Origin of the sequence: Streptomyces sp. DT2A-34 (assembly GCF_030499515.1) — a bacterium.
GTDB lineage: Bacteria > Actinomycetota > Actinomycetes > Streptomycetales > Streptomycetaceae > Streptomyces.
This window is the reverse complement of record NZ_JASTWJ010000001.1, coordinates 4680734-4695182: the sequence shown is the minus strand read 5'-3', so window position 1 is coordinate 4695182 and position 14449 is coordinate 4680734. Positions and strand designations below refer to the sequence as shown.

Sequence of the window (14449 nt, the reverse complement as noted above, 5' to 3'; positions counted from 1 at the left end):
TGCCGTACCTACCGTGATCGCGTTGCTTGTGCCGCGAGCACGCCCAGCCCACACTTGAGGAGGAGGTGCCACCTTGACCGCTCTCGCACATGAGAGGCCCGAGACCATGTCCGAGGCTACGGCTGAATCCTTGAACGTCCCCAACCTGGACGAGGTCCTGTGGCAGGCATGGAAGGCCATGGAACTCCCCGAGGGCTACCACGCTGAGATCATCGAGGGAGCCATCGAGGTGTCGCCCACCGGTCGCTTTGCACACTCTGAGGTCGTCAATCGTCTGAGGGACGCTCTGGCGATTTATCTGAAGGACAGCGAGTACGGCGCCCGGAACGACACGAACGTGATACACCAACGCAAGGCGTGGATCCCGGACGGGCTCGTGGCTCCTCGGGACGCGGAGCTGATCGAGGATGAGGATGGCCTTGGAATCAAGGCTTCCGCAGTGTCAGTGGTGATTGAAGTCGTCTCACCCGGCAAGACCAACCAGGACCGCGACCGCATCCGCAAGCGCCGCGCGTACGCCTGCGCCGGCATCCCCCTGTACGTCCTCATCGACGACTACGACGGCCAGGGCGCCGTCACCCTCTTCACTGGGCCTCGCCCCGACAAGGCCGACTGGGAGGACATCCACCGTGTCCCCTACGGCACCGACGTCACCATCCCCGAAGGCCCCGCCAAGGGCTTCGTGATCGGCGAGGCGATCACGGGTCCGAAGCGGGGCTGACCGGGCTGACCGGCCTTCGGGATCAGAGCAGGTCCGGCCGGATCTTCCAGGGATGCGCGGCCGCCGTCTCCGTGCCGTCGGCGAGGAGTCCGACGACGCGGTAGTAGGAGACGGAGCCCAGCGGCTGGGTGACGTCGCCGTAGGACTGGTAGTAGTCGGTGGTCGGCGAGGCCGTGCCCAGCAGGTCGTAGCTCTGCGTCTCGGGGTTCCAGCGGCTGACCCGGTACTCGGTGATCTGGGCGCAGATGTCGCCGGAGCAGTGCCACTGGATCGGCTTGGCCGACTCGGAGACCGTCCAGCCACCGGCGCCGTACAGCGGGCCGCCCGCCTCGAAGTCCTGGCCGATCGGCTCGCCCGGGACGATGTTCAGCTCCGTGGCGGTGACGGTGGGGACGGACGGGTCGCTCGCGGACAGCTCGTTGCCCCAGACGTCCTCGGCGAGCACGGTGTAGACGTACGTCTCGCCGTCCGGGATGTCGATGCAGAGCATGGCCAGCGGGTCCTCGGCGTCGTCCGCGCAGTGCGCCAGTTCCCCGATCCACTTCACCGAGCCGTCGTCCTGCCGTACCCCGCGCAGGGCCCGGTAGGAGGCGATGTCGTCGTCGGCCGGGGCGTTCCAGCGCAGCTCCGTGCCGTCGGCGCGGGGCGTGGCCGTCAGGCCGGTGAGGGGGAGCGGGGCGACGCGGTCGGCCGTGGTGACGGTGACCGGGTTGGAGGGGGCGGAGCGGTTGCCCTGCCAGTCGGTGAGGGTGACCTCGTAGGTGTAGGTGGTGTCGAGCTCGAAGTCCTCGTCGGCGCACGCGAACGAGTACTCGTGCGCCTGGGTGTTGAGTGACTCGTTCACGGCGCAGTTCACGATCTCGGTATCCACGTCCGGGGTGGTGCCCGAGCGCAGCACGGTGAAGCGGGCGTCGTTGGCGAGCTCGACCGAGGTGGGGTCCTCCGGCGCGTTCCAGTACAGGTACACCGTGGACGACGTCACCTTCGCCCGCAGGTTCTGCGGCGCGTCCGGGGGCGTTCGGTCGATGCCGTCGGACGTGACGGGCACCGAGTACCCGCTCGCGTTCCCGGCCGCGTCCAGGGCCCGGACCACGTACGTGTGCTGCGTCTTGTTGTGGCCCACGTAGTGGATGAAGGACGTGTCGGTGAGCTGCTTGACCAGGGTGTGGGTGCCGGTGGCCGGGTCCTTCTCGAACAGCTCGTAGGAGACCGCGTCCGGCGCGGCGTCCCAGTCGATCATCATGCCCCACAGGTCGCCGTGTGCGCTGAGCCCCGTGGGCGCGGCCGGGCCCGTGCGGTCGACCGTGGTGACGGGCTGGTCCGCCGTGCCGGCCGACTCGTTGCCCGCGTTGTCGTAGGCGCGGACCTCGTAGTAGTACGTCTCACCGGTCGGCGGCGGAGTGTCCGTGTACGACGTCGAGGTGGTCGTCGCGAGCGGCTTGCCCGGATACGCGCTGCCCTTGAGGCGGCGGAAGACCCGATACCCCGCGAGGTCCATCTCCTTGTTCTTCGCCCAGGTGAGCTTGGCCTTGCCGGTGGCGGCGTCGTACGACAGCGAAGTCCCGGTCGGGGTGAGGGGCTTGACCGTGTCGACGGTCGCGGACGTACGGGGGGTGTAGCCGAACTTGACCTTCGCGCTTCCGGTCCAGTTGACGTAGTCGACGCGCAGGGTGTGCTTGCCGGACGGGATGGTGACGTTGACCGTCTTGGACACGGTCGTGGAGACGTTCTTCCACATGTCGATCTTGCGGACACCGTCCAGGTACACCCGGATGCCGTCCAGCCCGGAAGCGGCGAAGGAGAACGGTCCGCCGGAGCCGAAGTCCCGCGTCAGCGTCCACCGCACGCCGAAGTTGTCCTTCGGCAGACCGGTGGCGGGAGCCCCGCTCCAGCTCTGGTCGATCGCGCTGTCGCAGTCGGTCTTCTTCGGCGTACCGGAGAAGGTGGTGTTCGCGAAGAACTGCCGCTTGAAGACGGGCGAGGCGCAGGTCACGGCGGCGGACGCGGGGGTCGTCGCGAGCAGGGTGCCGCGGTGGCGAGCACGACCGTCGTCGCGGCTGCGGCGGTCGTGTGTCTGGCTGGGTTCATTCGATCCTCTGGTCGAGTGCAGGACAGCGGTCGAGGAGCTGTCCAGATCAGGACCCGTGAGGAATGGCATTGGTTGTACGGATCTTGGTCGACTCTTCGAGCGAGGTTCGATGGAGGGTGTGTAATGGGTGTTTGGGGGCGTTCCGTGTTGTCTTCACATGGGCAGCGGAGCGTGGTGTTGCGCACTCGTTAAGTAGTTCCGCTTGACGCTGGGGGCCGTCGGCGCGTTGTCTTTTCAGACATCTGGGCGCAATGGCGCGTCCGAGTCCCGAAGGCATTAGAAGTGAGCTCCTGTATGCGTCCCATGCGCCCCCTGCGCCGTACCGCCACAGCCGTGGCCGCCGCGTCGACGATGACCCTCTCGCTGGCCGCGTGCGGGGCACTGGGCGTCACCGGGAGCAGCAGTGAGGCGAGCCCGACCAAGGGCAACGACATCACGGTGGGGCTGCTGCTGCCGGAGACGGCGAACACGCGCTACGACAAGTTCGACTACCCCATCATCAGGAGCAAGGTCCAGGAGCTCACGGACAAGCAGGGCAAGGTCGTCTACCTGAACGCCGACGCGGACGCGAAGAAGCAGGCGAGCCAGCTGCAGAAGATGATCGACGACCAGGTCGACGTGATCCTGCTGGACGCCGTCGACGCACACGCCATCGCCGGCGGAGTGCGGAAGGCCAAGGACGCCGGGATCCCGGTCATCGCCTACGACCGCCTGGCCGAGGGGCCGATCGACGCCTACGTCTCCTTCGACAACGAACTGGTCGGTGAGGTGCAGGGGCGCAGCCTGCTGGAGGCCATGGGCCCGAACGTCGACTCGTCCGACAAGATCGTCATGATGAACGGCTCGCTCACGGACCCGAACGCCAAGCAGTTCAAGGCGGGCGCCCTCTCCGAGCTCAACGGCTCGGTGGACATCGCCAAGTCCTACGACACCAAGGACTGGAAGCCGGAGAACGCCCAGGCCAACATGGCTCAGGCGATCAAGTCCATCGGCGTGAACAACATCAAGGGCGTCTACTCCGCCAACGACGGCATGGCCGGCGGCGTCATCAAGGCCCTGAACGCCGCGGGCGTGACCGAACTGCCCCCGATCACCGGCCAGGACGCCGAACTGGACGGCGTCCAGCGGATCGTGAGCGGCGAGCAGTACATGAGCGTGTACAAGTCGTACCCGCAGGAGGCGGAGAGCGCCGCGGAGATGGCCGTGGCCAAGGTCCAGGGCAAGGACATCCAGTTCGACTCCCTCACCCAGGACCAGGTCGACAGCCCGACCGACAAGGCCATCCGCGCCCTGCTGGTCCCCGTGGTCGCCCTGACCCAGGACAACATCAAGGAGACCGTCATCGCCGACGGGATCTACCAGCTGTCCGACATCTGCACCGCCAAGTACAAGGCGGACTGCCTGTCCATCGGCCTGAAGTAGCGCTCGTGGCCTCCTGGTCCCGCCGGCCGGCCTGACCGGCGCCCCGGAGCCGGCTGACGTACAACCAACCCCGCTCCTCGCGAGTCGTGATCAGGACAGCCCACTGGCGGGCTGTCCTGATCACGACCTGAGGACTGAATGAACCCAGCCAGACGTACGACCGCAGCGGCCGCGACCGCCGTCGTACTCGCCACCGCGGGCGGCCTGCTCACCGCCGTCGCCACGCCCGCCTCCGCCGCCGTGACCTGCGCCTCGCCCGTCTTCAAGCGGCAGTTCTTCGCGAACACCACCTTCTCCGGTACGCCGAAGAAGACCGACTGCGACAGCGCGATCGACCAGAGCTGGAGCGGGGCTCCCGCCACCGGTCTGCCGAAGGACAACTTCGGCGTGCGGTGGACGCTGACGCGGGACTTCGGCTCCGGCGGACCGTTCTCCTTCGCCGCCTCCGGGCTGGACGGCATCCGGGTGTACCTGGACGGTGTCCGCAAGATCGACATGTGGAAGAACGTCTCCACGACCGTGTCCAAGACGGTCAACGTCACCATCCCGTCCGGCAAGCACACCCTGCGCGTCGACTACGTCAACTGGACCGGAAGCGCGAAGGTCAAGTTCGGCTACACCCCCCGTACGTCCGCGACCGTCGACACGGTCAAGCCCCTCACCCCGACCGGGACTTCGCTGTCGTACGACGCCGCCACCGGCAAGGCCAAGCTCACCTGGGCGAAGAACAAGGAGATGGACCTCGCGGGGTATCGGGTCTTCCGCCGCCTCAAGGGCGCCGCCTTCCCCGGCACACCCCTCGCGACGACCACCACCTCCACCACCACCTACACCGACGCCACCCTCCCGGTCACCGGTGACATCTACTACTACGAGGTCCGCGCCTACGACAGAGCCGGCAACGTCTCGACCGGTACCGCGGACCAGGCCGTCACCACCGTCGACCGGACCGCGCCGGACAAGGTCACGGGGCTGTCGGCACTGGGGACCACCGCCGGGAACTCGCTGACGTGGCAGGCCTCTTCGTCGAAGGACGTCGACCACTACGAGGTGTGGGGCGCGCCCGTGGGTGAGGCGGATCCGGACGGTCCGCAGCCGGTCTGGGGTACGTCGTGGACGGACACCACGGCCGACCCGGGGAAGGCGTACACCTACACGGTGCAGGCCGTCGACGCCGCCCGGAATTTCGCTCCCCTCTCCGATCCGGCGACGGTCACCCGACCCGTGGCGTCCGGCGTCCCCGCCCCGGCCTCCCTCCAGGCCACGCCCGCCGACGCGCACACCCGCCTCACCTGGACCCCGTCCGAGGGCGACGTCACCGGCTACCGCGTCTACCGGCGCATCGAGGCCATCGGCGGCTGGGCGCTCCTCGGGAGTGCCGGCGCGTCGGAGACGTCGTACGACGACACCTCCGCCCCGCAGGGCAAGGCGTATTACTACGTCGCCGCCGTCGACAGCGCGGGCGTGGAGTCGGTGCCGAGTGGCGAAGTCACCGTCGACCGGCTCACCCCGGCCACCGCGAGCGGGCCGGCGGCGCCCCGGCTGACCTTGGTCTCTTCGGGCGGCACACGGTCGCCCATCCAGGTCACGGCCAAGCCCGGGGCCGGGGACGAGGGGCGCCTGCTGAAGGGCTACTCCTGGGAGATCGACGGTGCCTGCGGGTTCAGCGGTACCCGGCTGAGCACGACGGGCAGCATCGAGTGGATCCCGCCGTACAACGGCCCGTGCATGGTCACCGTGTACGCCGTGGACGCCTACGGGCGGGTCGGTGGGCAGAGCTCCTCGCTGGAGTTCATGGTCGCCCGCTGACGCATGAACGGCCGGGAGGGAGGCCGCACCACCTCCAGTTCTCTCCCGGCGGCCACCTGCCCCTCCCGGGTCCGTTCACGCCACCCGCGTGAACTCCACGGTCACCTCCGGCGGCCCGCCGGGCACACCGCGGTAGATGCCCTTGTGCGGGGTGACGTCGTCGTAGTCGCGGCCGCGGCCGACGACGACGTGGGACTCGTCGGCCCGCGTCCGGTTGGTGGGGTCGTAGCCGCACCAGTCGCCCGCCCAGTACTCGATCCAGGCGTGGCTCTGCCCGGCGACCGGCCGGTGCAGCTCCGCCTCCCGCTCGGGGTGGAGGTAGCCGGAGACGTAGCGGGCGGGCAGGCCCACGCCCCGCAGCAGGGCGATCGTGAGATGGGTGAGGTCCTGGCAGACGCCCGCGCCCTGCTCCCAGGCCTCGGTGGCGGACGTGTTCACGCTCGTGGTGCCGGGCAGGTACGCCACCCGGTCGGCGACCAGCGTCGACACCGCGAGCGCCGTCTCGTGCGGGTCGAGCCCGGCCGCCGCTTCCCGCGCCTTGTCGAGGAGCGGGTCGGGGACGGTCGTACGGGAGGTCGGGCCCGCGAACTCCAGCAGACGGGAGGACGCCACCTCCTCGGCCAGTTCCCGCCAGGTGGGCGCCTCGGGCAGCGGGCCCGGCGGGTGGGTCTCCACCAGGCTGGACGCCGTGATGGTGAGGTCGGCGTGCGGGTCCATCAGGTCGAAGCCGGTGACCTGGGTGCCCCAGTAGTCCCAGTACGCCCAGGTGGTGGCCGTCGGACTGACGGTGACCCGGGCGTCCAGGGTGGTCTGGCCGGGCAGCGTCAGCGGGGTCATGCGGACCTCGTTGTGCGAGGACGCGGCGGGCTGGGCGTACGAGACGCGGGTGATGTGCTTGATGCGGAGACGGTGAGTGCCCTGGGCGGTGGTCATCTCACGCTCCTTCCTGGGCCCACTCGACGGGCCCCTGGTACGGGAAGAACCGGTCGGCCACCGCGTCCGCCGAGGCGATGCAGGCCTGCTGCAAGTCCTGCAGCAGCAGGGGCAGTTGGTCCTCCAGCGCGTGGGTGTCCAGGTATTCGAGGCGGGTGCGCATCCGGCCGATCGGGCGGCGCGCCGGGTCCTGGCGGGGGCGGCCCAGCGCCGTGAGGCACTCCTCCGCCGTGGTCAGCGCGTGCAGCGCCGAGCGCGGGAAGTCCCGGTCGAGGAGGAGGAATTCGGCCACCCTCGGCGTGTCGCCGAAGCCGCTGTACACGCGCGCGTACGCCTCGTCCGCGCCGGACGCGCTCAGCAGGGTCGGCCAGTCGGGCGCGTGCGCGGCGTCCAGCACCCGCACCGACAGCAGCCGTACGGTCATGTCCACCCGCTCCAGGCTGCGGCCCAGGACGACGAAACGCCAGCTGTCGTCCCGGCTCATGGTGGAGTCGGCGAGGCCGAAGAACAGCGCCGCTCGTCTGCGCACCAGCTCCAGATAGGCGTACGGGCCGGTGCGGCGGGCGGCGAGCCGCTGGTCCGCGAGCGCGTGCCACGTCGAGTTCAGGCACTCCCACATCTCCGACGACACCGCCTCACGGGCGCTGCGCGCGTTCAGCCGGGCGGCGCCCAGCGCGCCCTCGATCGAGCCCGTCGAGCGGGCGTCGAAGGCCAGCTGGTCGAGGACCTGCTGCATGTCGACGGGCCGGCCGCCGGCGTCCATGCCGAGGATCGCGTACAAGGACCGGCAGGCCACGTCCTCGTCACGCCAGGGGTCCTCCAGCATGCGGTGGAGGTAGGCGTCGAGGATGCGGCCCGTGGCGTCGGCGCGTTCGACATACCGCCCGGTCCACGTCAGGGCCTCGGCGATACGGGAGAGGATCACGTCGTTCACTGCTGCTGCGCCCCTTCCTGTACGACGGTGGGGGTGCCGTCGGGTCCGAGCTGACGCGGCGCGACGGCGAGCGGATCGCCGGCGCTGAGGGGCGCGGGCGACTCCGTGGGTCCCTCGGCCAGCACCCAGGTGTCCTTGGAGCCGCCGCCCTGGCTGGAGTTGACGATCAGGTTGCCCTCCTGGAGGGCGACCCGGGTGAGGCCACCGGGCAGCACCCAGACATCGTTGCCGTCGTTGACGGCGAAGGGCCGCAGATCGATGTGGCGCGGTGCCATGTGCTCGCCCGCGAGGGTGGGCGAGGTGGACAGGGCGACGGGTCGCTGGGCGATGAATCCGCGCGGGTCGGCGATCACGGCTTTGCGGGTGCGTTCGATCGTGTCGCGGTCGGCCTTGGGCCCGATGACGATGCCCTGGCCGCCGGCGCCGTCGACGGGCTTGATGACGAGCTGCTCGATCTGGTCGAGAACCGCTTCCAACTGTCCTGGCTCGTCGGGCCGGTAGGACTCCACATTCGGGAGGATCGGCTCCTCGCCGAGGTAGTACCGGATGAGGTCCGGGACGTACGTGTAGAGGAGCTTGTCGTCGGCGATCCCGTTCCCCACCGCGTTCGCGAGTGTGACGGTGCCCGCCATGGCGGCGCCCATGATGCCCGGACAGCCGATCACCGAGTCGGGGCGGAAGTGGAGGGGGTCGAGGAAGTCGTCGTCGAGCCGTCGGTATACGACGTGGACGGGCACCTCACCGCGTGTCGTCCGCATCCACACGCGGTTGTTGCGGCACACGAGGTCGTGCCCCTCGACGAGCTGCACACCCATCAGCCGGGCCAGCAGAGCGTGTTCGAAGTAGGCGGCGTTGTTGGGACCCGGGGTGAGGACGACGACACGCGGATCGTCGGTCCCGTCGGGCGCGGCGGCGCGCAGGGCCGCGAGGAGCCGCTGGGCGTACCCGTCGACGGGCAGCACATGCTGCTCGGCGAAGAGGGAGGGGAAGATCCGGGTCATGGCACGCCGGTTCTCGATGACGTACGAGACGCCACTGGGCACGCGCACATTGTCTTCCAGCACCCTGAAGTCCCCGGCCTCGTCCCGTACGAGGTCGATCCCGGCGACATGGATCCGCACCCCGCCCGGTGGCTCGACCCCATGGGCCGCTCTGTGGAAGTGCGGGGAGTTGAGCAGCAGCCGCCAGGGCACGACGCCGTCCTCGAAGGCGCGGGCGGGCCCGTAGGCGTCGGCGAGGTACGCCTCAAGGGCGCGCACCCTCTGCCCCACCCCGCGTTGTATGAGATCCCACTCGAGCGCGTCGAGGATCCTGGGCACGAGGTCCAGCGGCCAGGGCCGCTCCTCGCCCGCGAAGGCGTACGTCACGCCCCTGTCGGTGAACGCCCGGGCCATCTGGTCGGCCCGGAAGCGCAGTTCACTCGGCTCGATCGGCTGAAGCGCAGCCAGCACCGGCTCATAGGCGGTCCTGACCTCACCCGGCCGCTCAAACATCTCGTCCCACGCGTCGGCCAACGCGTACGCGTCAAATATGTCCGCCATGGCCTGACGTTAAGTGCGGTGTGTAACGCGGTGATCTCTGGGGGATTTCCGGGAGGTGCACGCGGAAGCGGGGCCTCCGGGGGCCTTTCCAGGTGAATCCCTGGCCGGCCAACCGGCAGGACTACGACGAGAGGGCTGCCCCCGGCAATTCCTGCGTTGGGGGCAGCCCGTGCCTTTGCTGTAGTCAGAGAGGTGTGCTGCCGACCATGAGGATTTTGATCGACACCGTGGAGCCGTCGATCTCGTACGTGGCCCGGTATACACCGACGCGTAACCGCCGAAGGCTGGTGCCGCCGAGCTTGCTGCTCGCGGCGGGCTCCGGATCGTCGGCGAGCGTGTTGATTGCTTTGAGGAGTGGCTTCACGGCGTCCCCGTCACGGGTCCTGAGCCGCTTGAGGCCGTCGGAAGCGGGCCTTTCCCAGATGATGGTGTAGCTCAAGAGGCTTCCGCTCCCGTGACGAGGGCTTCGATCTCGGCCTGGGTGCACGTGGGGTCGCCCGTGGCTCGTGCGTACAGGGCCACGGCCACGTCGGCGAAGTCGATCGCTTGCTCACGTGCGTCCTCGTCCACCGCCGAGTCGGCGAGTGCCTGGGTCCACCAGTGGTTGAGGAACGCGTCGAAGCCGCCGGAGTCGGCCAGGGCGCCCAGCTCCGTGTAGAAGCCGGCGCGATGGTCAAGACGCAGGGCAGCCCCGATGCCGTCGACGGTGCGCTGGACGACCTCGCCCGTGAAGCCGGTGGCGTCCCGAGCCTCGGCCACCGCTTCCTGCCACTCGATCGCCATGTGCGTCTCCTTTCGCCGTGCGGTCAAGGTACCGCTGCGGCACCTTCTCAGACGGCCGAGCAGACTACGCATACTCCGCTCCCTGAACGTCCAGTTCCACCCAAACCGTCTTGCCCACGGTGAGCTTCTCTACGGACCAGCGGTCGGCGAGCGTACGGACGATGAGCAGGCCCCGGCCGAACTGGTCATCGGTGGTGGAGAGGCGGGAGTACGGGAGTCGCTCGCCTCGCGGGTCGGTCACGGCGACGCGCAGGGTAGTGCCCGTGAGGGACGTCTCCACCCGGAACAGGCGGTCCCGCAGACACCCGTGCAGCAGGGCGTTCGTGCACAACTCGCTCGCCAGCAGCGCCGCGTCGCCGGCGGCGTGGGGGTGGCCCCAGTCCATGGCAAGTCGGGCGACGTGTCTGCGGGCGAGGGGGATGTTGCGGGGGAAGGGGGTGTAGCTGACGGCGTCGTAACGGTCGTACGTCTTGGGGCCTTTGGGGTTGGAGGGAGGACAGGAATCGGTCACGGGAGCGCACCTCCTTGTGCGAGGCCGGAGGGCCCGGGGCGGACGTCAGGTGGGTGGGGGGAGGTGGCTCTGCCGTACGGCCCTGGTTTGGGCAGCACGGTGCACTTCCGCCAACTGGTTCCGCTGAGTGGGCGATTGAGTACTGACGGTAGCGTCGCGATGCGTGTGGCAGCAACAAGTTCGCGGCAGAAATATCGCTGCCTAAGTTGTAGGTTGCTTGCCGAGGGCTCCAAACTGGGGCGACTCATCGGGAGGGATCGCTGTATGGGCAACAACCCTGACCGGGGGCGGACCATCACAACCGTTCTGGGGCGCAGGCTCGGCGGAGAGCTGTTGCGGATGCGCGAGGCGTGCTCGCTGCGTCAGACGCACGCTGCCGAGGCGCTGACGGCTTCCGTCACCAAGGTGGCGAAGATCGAGCGGGGGCAGGTGCCGATGCGTGATCCGGACGTCAGAGCGCTGTGTCATCTCTACGGCGAGACGGACGAGTCCGTGGTCGGCAAGCTGCTGGCACTGGCGAAAGCGGACCGTGAGCGGCGCAAGGCGCGCGGCTGGTGGAATCAGTACCCGCAACTGCAGGCCATGGCCGAGTACGTTGCGCTCGAAGACATCGCGACCAACATCCGCACATGGCAACTGGCCATTGTTCCCGGTTTGTTGCAGACGCCGGACTACGCGCGGGCGCTCGCCATCGGTAACGGTCACTGGGAGGACCCCGACGAGATCGAACCGTTCGTCGAGTCCCGCATGGCACGACAGGCGCGCCTGGACGGAGAGAACTCTCTGGAACTGTGGGCGGTCGTGCACGAGAGCGCCCTGCGCCAACTCGTCGGTGGTCAACAGGTCATGCGGGAGCAACTGGGGCATGTGCTGGACATGGCCCGGCGGTCGAACGTGAAGCTGCAAGTACTGCCGTACCTTGCTGGTGCCCATCCGGGCATGACCAGCGCCTTCACCATCGTGTCGTTCGCGGAGCCGGGCGCGCTGGACGTGGTCCACGTGGATACCACCTCGTCGAGCCTCTGGCTGGAGAGCGATACTGATGCCGCCCACCACAACGGGCTCTTCGAACGCATCACGCGGTTGAGCCTTGCGCAGCGGAACTCGGTCAGACTGATCGACGGGATCCTGAAGGAGATGTAGTCCGCGTGCCCGCATTCGAGTTCGTCAAGTCCAGTTACAGCGGCGGCAACGCGGGCCAGGAGTGCGTCGAAGTCGCCCGCAACATCCCCGGCACCGTCGCCGTCCGGGACTCCAAGGACGTCGACGGCCCGATACTCCGGCTCGCTGCGGAGACGTGGGTGGAGTTCGCCGCGTGCGTAGGAAGGCGATAGCCCGACGGCAAGCCCCAATCGCGCCATCGACACGTGATGACCGTAGGTCGAGTCTCGCGGGATGTGGGCGTGTCGTCAGGCTCACTACCCGATGCGCCCACGGCTTCGTCAATGCGCCAAGCAGCGCCCACGCACACGCTGCGTCACACGGTGAGGCTGCAGATGCCTGGATTCCGCTCAAGATCGATGAGTCTTCGGTCCAAAAGGCCTTCCGTAGGCAGGCAGCCACTGCGTCAGTCGGCCTTCACCGGCGCATCGGTGCCGTCATAGACCTGTCCGTCCACCGCATCGACCCGCCACATCTCGGCCTCCCCCTGCTCCAGCGGATCGGCTCCCGGTTTCGCTGGGCGCATCGACACGTTTACGAGCCACTCAGGCCGCCATGTTCCATCCCTCTCAACAGCCTTCAGGGTGAACGCCTCGACCTGGTACTTGGCCTGAATCTCCTGCTTACTCAGGTCGTTGCCTCCGTTGGCCCGGTACTGCGCAACCAGCCCCTCTCGCACCGCCTCCTTGGCTTGAGCGGCGTCCAGGTTCGCCTTCCGGAGCTTCGCGCGCGTCGGACCGAGGGTGACGTCCACCTGCGATATGCGTCCTGCTCTGTTGACCTGGACGTCCAGCATCCGGGGCATCAGCACGTCGTCATGAAGCCAGCGCCAACTGGTCATCCACCCCAGTTCCGCCTTCTCCCCGATCGGATATGTCTTGTGCTCGACCGAGTTTTTCGCCCAGGGGTAGTGCTCCCGCATGTACTGCTGGGCAATCTTGTAAGCCTCCTGCTCCGTGGACGGTGTCTTGGCCCTTCCCACGGGATACCCCATGACGCTGGGACGGGCGCTGTCTTCCAGCAGCACGTTCAGGTGCTTCTTGTCCGGCCAGGACAGGCTGCCATTGCTGAGCGCTTCCGAATGTCCCTTGTCCCGGCTGAGCAGGGTGAAGAGGACATTCGTGCAGGACGCTCCTACACACGGCTGCTCATACACCTGTCCCAGCTCATAGCGATCACCGAACGCCTCCGTCACCGCTCGCTCGACGGCTTGGCGCTGCGGGGAGCCTGCGGCCGACAGACCGCTGCCGTCCACGTGCGTGAAGGTCAGCATCGGGCTTGCCGCACCGGCGCTCAGGGTCAGGATGACCGCTGAAGCGATGAGCGATGCCTTGAGGCCGGCCTGCCAGTTGAGAGCCCCGCGTCGGGCCAGCACCACCGCAGCGACGCCGAGCCCAACGAGGCCGCCGAGGATGTTCATCTCGGCGTCCGCGCTGTCGCACACCCGCCCCAGGCCGTTCACCGTGGCCTGGGTGAACTCGATGGCCAAGGGCAGCGCGATGACGCCGACCAGCGCGGGCAGCGCGCGGCGCACTGCAAGGAGCGCGAAGAGCCCGAGTGGCACCGTCATGGCCAGATTCCACAGACCCTGTGTCGTATGGAAGGGCTCGGTGAGGCTGTGGTTGATGACGCACTGATCATTGGCCGGGCCGCTGCCCATGAAGGTGACACCGAGCACGCCGGTGATCGTTGCGGCCAGCCCGCCCCACCACACGCCGAACGGGTTGCCAATGCGACGGGAGAGCAGCCATGCCACGCCGCCCAGAACGAGGGCGGCCAGCACGCATGTGGCCAGGTAGCCGAAGTGGCTTTGGAAGATCGCGGTAAACACGTGGTCCTTGCCTTGGTCAGGGGCACGGTGACAGAAATGGGGCCCCGCCGTGGCAGGCGGGGCCCGAGACGCTGCTCGTCTTAGCAGTGCGCAGCCGGCGTCTGGTAGGTGCCGCCGCTGTAGCTCAGAAGGCCGACGCTGTTGTAGCACATGTAACTGCCGGACTTGGTCCAGGTTCTCCGCTTGGTCTCGCCGTCGCTGATGGAGAAGGACGAGGAGTAGGTGGTGGAACCGGACATGCTGTAGCCGAGTTTGATAGTGACGCTGGATCCACCGGTCTTGGAGTAGGTCGTCCACAGGCCGGTAGGGGAGTTGCCGTCCTTCTTGTGGTAGAGGATTCCGTTCTCCAGGCTGGTGCACCGCTCGATGGGCAGGCCCGTGGCGGTGTAGCCGGAGGAGCTACAGCTGGCTGCCGCCGAGGCGGTGGGCGCGCTGAACATGACGGAACCAGCCGCGATGGCGACGGCTATGAGTGCAGCACTGGTCTTGGTGCGCATAGAAAACCCCCTTTGGTCGGAACTGCAAAGGAAAGTGGCCTGCTCGTGGAGCTTGTATTTGCTGCCGCTTGATCAACCCTGCATGGGCATGCACACGTGTAGGTAGCCTCATGATGCTGCTCCTGCCTAAAGCGGAGGGGGATGAAAAGGTGCACAACCTTATGTTTGTGGTCTCTCTTGGCTCATGAAGCTGGCAAGACCGCGCGGAGGCGGGGCC

At 68.1% G+C, this 14449-nt stretch carries 14 protein-coding genes; 5 read left to right on the top strand and 9 right to left on the bottom strand.

The window, feature by feature from the left end:
• Nucleotides 1-130 precede the first annotated feature (130 nt).
• Nucleotides 131-721, top strand: coding sequence for a Uma2 family endonuclease (locus QQM39_RS20635; protein ID WP_301998658.1), 591 nt, complete (start codon nt 131-133; stop codon nt 719-721).
• 22 nt (nt 722-743) lie between these two features.
• Here QQM39_RS20635 and QQM39_RS20630 read toward each other — a convergent pair whose 3' ends face one another.
• A complete protein-coding gene (locus tag QQM39_RS20630) occupies nt 744-2879 on the bottom strand; it encodes a PA14 domain-containing protein (protein ID WP_301998657.1) in 2136 nt (711 codons plus the stop codon).
• A gap of 225 nt (nt 2880-3104) precedes the next feature.
• Between QQM39_RS20630 and QQM39_RS20625 the strand changes: the two genes are divergently transcribed.
• Together QQM39_RS20625 and QQM39_RS20620 are read left to right on the top strand one after the other, a co-directional pair.
• Entirely contained in the window at nt 3105-4232 is a 1128-nt protein-coding gene (locus QQM39_RS20625) for a sugar ABC transporter substrate-binding protein (protein WP_301998656.1), read from the top strand.
• 138 nt (nt 4233-4370) lie between these two features.
• Complete coding sequence (locus tag QQM39_RS20620) at nt 4371-6041, top strand: fibronectin type III domain-containing protein (RefSeq protein ID WP_301998654.1); 1671 nt, start codon at nt 4371-4373, stop codon at nt 6039-6041.
• Nucleotides 6042-6116: 75 nt separating this feature from the next.
• Here the strand turns inward: QQM39_RS20620 and QQM39_RS20615 are convergent, their stop codons facing one another.
• The 6 genes from QQM39_RS20615 to QQM39_RS20590 form a co-directional block, all read right to left on the bottom strand.
• Nucleotides 6117-6974 carry a transglutaminase family protein gene (locus QQM39_RS20615; protein ID WP_301998653.1) on the bottom strand — a complete coding sequence of 286 codons (858 nt, stop codon included), beginning with the start codon at nt 6972-6974 and terminating at the stop codon, nt 6117-6119.
• A gap of 1 nt (nt 6975) precedes the next feature.
• Nucleotides 6976-7908 (bottom strand): alpha-E domain-containing protein, encoded by a 933-nt coding sequence (locus tag QQM39_RS20610; protein WP_301998651.1) that lies wholly within the window; start codon nt 7906-7908, stop codon nt 6976-6978.
• The gene (locus tag QQM39_RS20605) at nt 7905-9449 is read right to left on the bottom strand and encodes a circularly permuted type 2 ATP-grasp protein (RefSeq protein ID WP_301998650.1); all 1545 of its coding nucleotides are present in this window, start codon (nt 9447-9449) and stop codon (nt 7905-7907) included. Before QQM39_RS20605 ends, QQM39_RS20610 begins: the two co-directional genes overlap by 4 nt.
• A gap of 184 nt (nt 9450-9633) precedes the next feature.
• On the bottom strand, nt 9634-9888 hold the full coding sequence (locus QQM39_RS20600) for a type II toxin-antitoxin system RelE/ParE family toxin (RefSeq protein WP_301998649.1): 255 nt from the start codon (nt 9886-9888) through the stop codon (nt 9634-9636).
• A complete protein-coding gene (locus QQM39_RS20595; protein WP_301998647.1) occupies nt 9885-10232 on the bottom strand; it encodes a hypothetical protein in 348 nt (115 codons plus the stop codon). Before QQM39_RS20595 ends, QQM39_RS20600 begins: the two co-directional genes overlap by 4 nt.
• A gap of 64 nt (nt 10233-10296) precedes the next feature.
• On the bottom strand, nt 10297-10743 hold the full coding sequence (locus tag QQM39_RS20590; RefSeq protein ID WP_301998646.1) for an ATP-binding protein: 447 nt from the start codon (nt 10741-10743) through the stop codon (nt 10297-10299).
• 264 nt (nt 10744-11007) lie between these two features.
• Between QQM39_RS20590 and QQM39_RS20585 the strand changes: the two genes are divergently transcribed.
• Nucleotides 11008-11886, top strand: a complete 879-nt coding sequence (locus tag QQM39_RS20585) for a helix-turn-helix transcriptional regulator (RefSeq protein WP_301998644.1) — start codon at nt 11008-11010, stop codon at nt 11884-11886.
• 5 nt (nt 11887-11891) lie between these two features.
• Nucleotides 11892-12077, top strand: coding sequence for a DUF397 domain-containing protein (locus tag QQM39_RS20580; RefSeq protein WP_301998643.1), 186 nt, complete (start codon nt 11892-11894; stop codon nt 12075-12077).
• Nucleotides 12078-12310: 233 nt separating this feature from the next.
• Here the strand turns inward: QQM39_RS20580 and QQM39_RS20575 are convergent, their stop codons facing one another.
• Together QQM39_RS20575 and QQM39_RS20570 are read right to left on the bottom strand one after the other, a co-directional pair.
• A complete protein-coding gene (locus QQM39_RS20575; protein ID WP_301998642.1) occupies nt 12311-13735 on the bottom strand; it encodes a VanZ family protein in 1425 nt (474 codons plus the stop codon).
• A gap of 80 nt (nt 13736-13815) precedes the next feature.
• Nucleotides 13816-14232: a hypothetical protein gene (locus QQM39_RS20570; RefSeq protein ID WP_301998640.1), complete on the bottom strand. Its 417-nt coding sequence runs from the start codon at nt 14230-14232 to the stop codon at nt 13816-13818.
• Between the last annotated feature and the right edge of the window lie 217 nt (nt 14233-14449).

What these genes read in the sequence shown, in the direction of transcription:
- QQM39_RS20595 (WP_301998647.1), bottom strand. Translation starts at nt 10,232, where the DNA reads ATGGCGATCGAGTGGCAGGAAGCGGTGGCCGAGGCTCGGGACGCCACC.
- QQM39_RS20625 (WP_301998656.1), top strand. Translation starts at nt 3,105, where the DNA reads ATGCGTCCCATGCGCCCCCTGCGCCGTACCGCCACAGCCGTGGCCGCC.
- QQM39_RS20615 (WP_301998653.1), bottom strand. Translation starts at nt 6,974, where the DNA reads ATGACCACCGCCCAGGGCACTCACCGTCTCCGCATCAAGCACATCACC.
- QQM39_RS20620 (WP_301998654.1), top strand. Translation starts at nt 4,371, where the DNA reads ATGAACCCAGCCAGACGTACGACCGCAGCGGCCGCGACCGCCGTCGTA.
- QQM39_RS20605 (WP_301998650.1), bottom strand. Translation starts at nt 9,449, where the DNA reads ATGGCGGACATATTTGACGCGTACGCGTTGGCCGACGCGTGGGACGAG.
- QQM39_RS20585 (WP_301998644.1), top strand. Translation starts at nt 11,008, where the DNA reads ATGGGCAACAACCCTGACCGGGGGCGGACCATCACAACCGTTCTGGGG.
- QQM39_RS20570 (WP_301998640.1), bottom strand. Translation starts at nt 14,232, where the DNA reads ATGCGCACCAAGACCAGTGCTGCACTCATAGCCGTCGCCATCGCGGCT.
- QQM39_RS20630 (WP_301998657.1), bottom strand. Translation starts at nt 2,879, where the DNA reads ATGCCATTCCTCACGGGTCCTGATCTGGACAGCTCCTCGACCGCTGTC.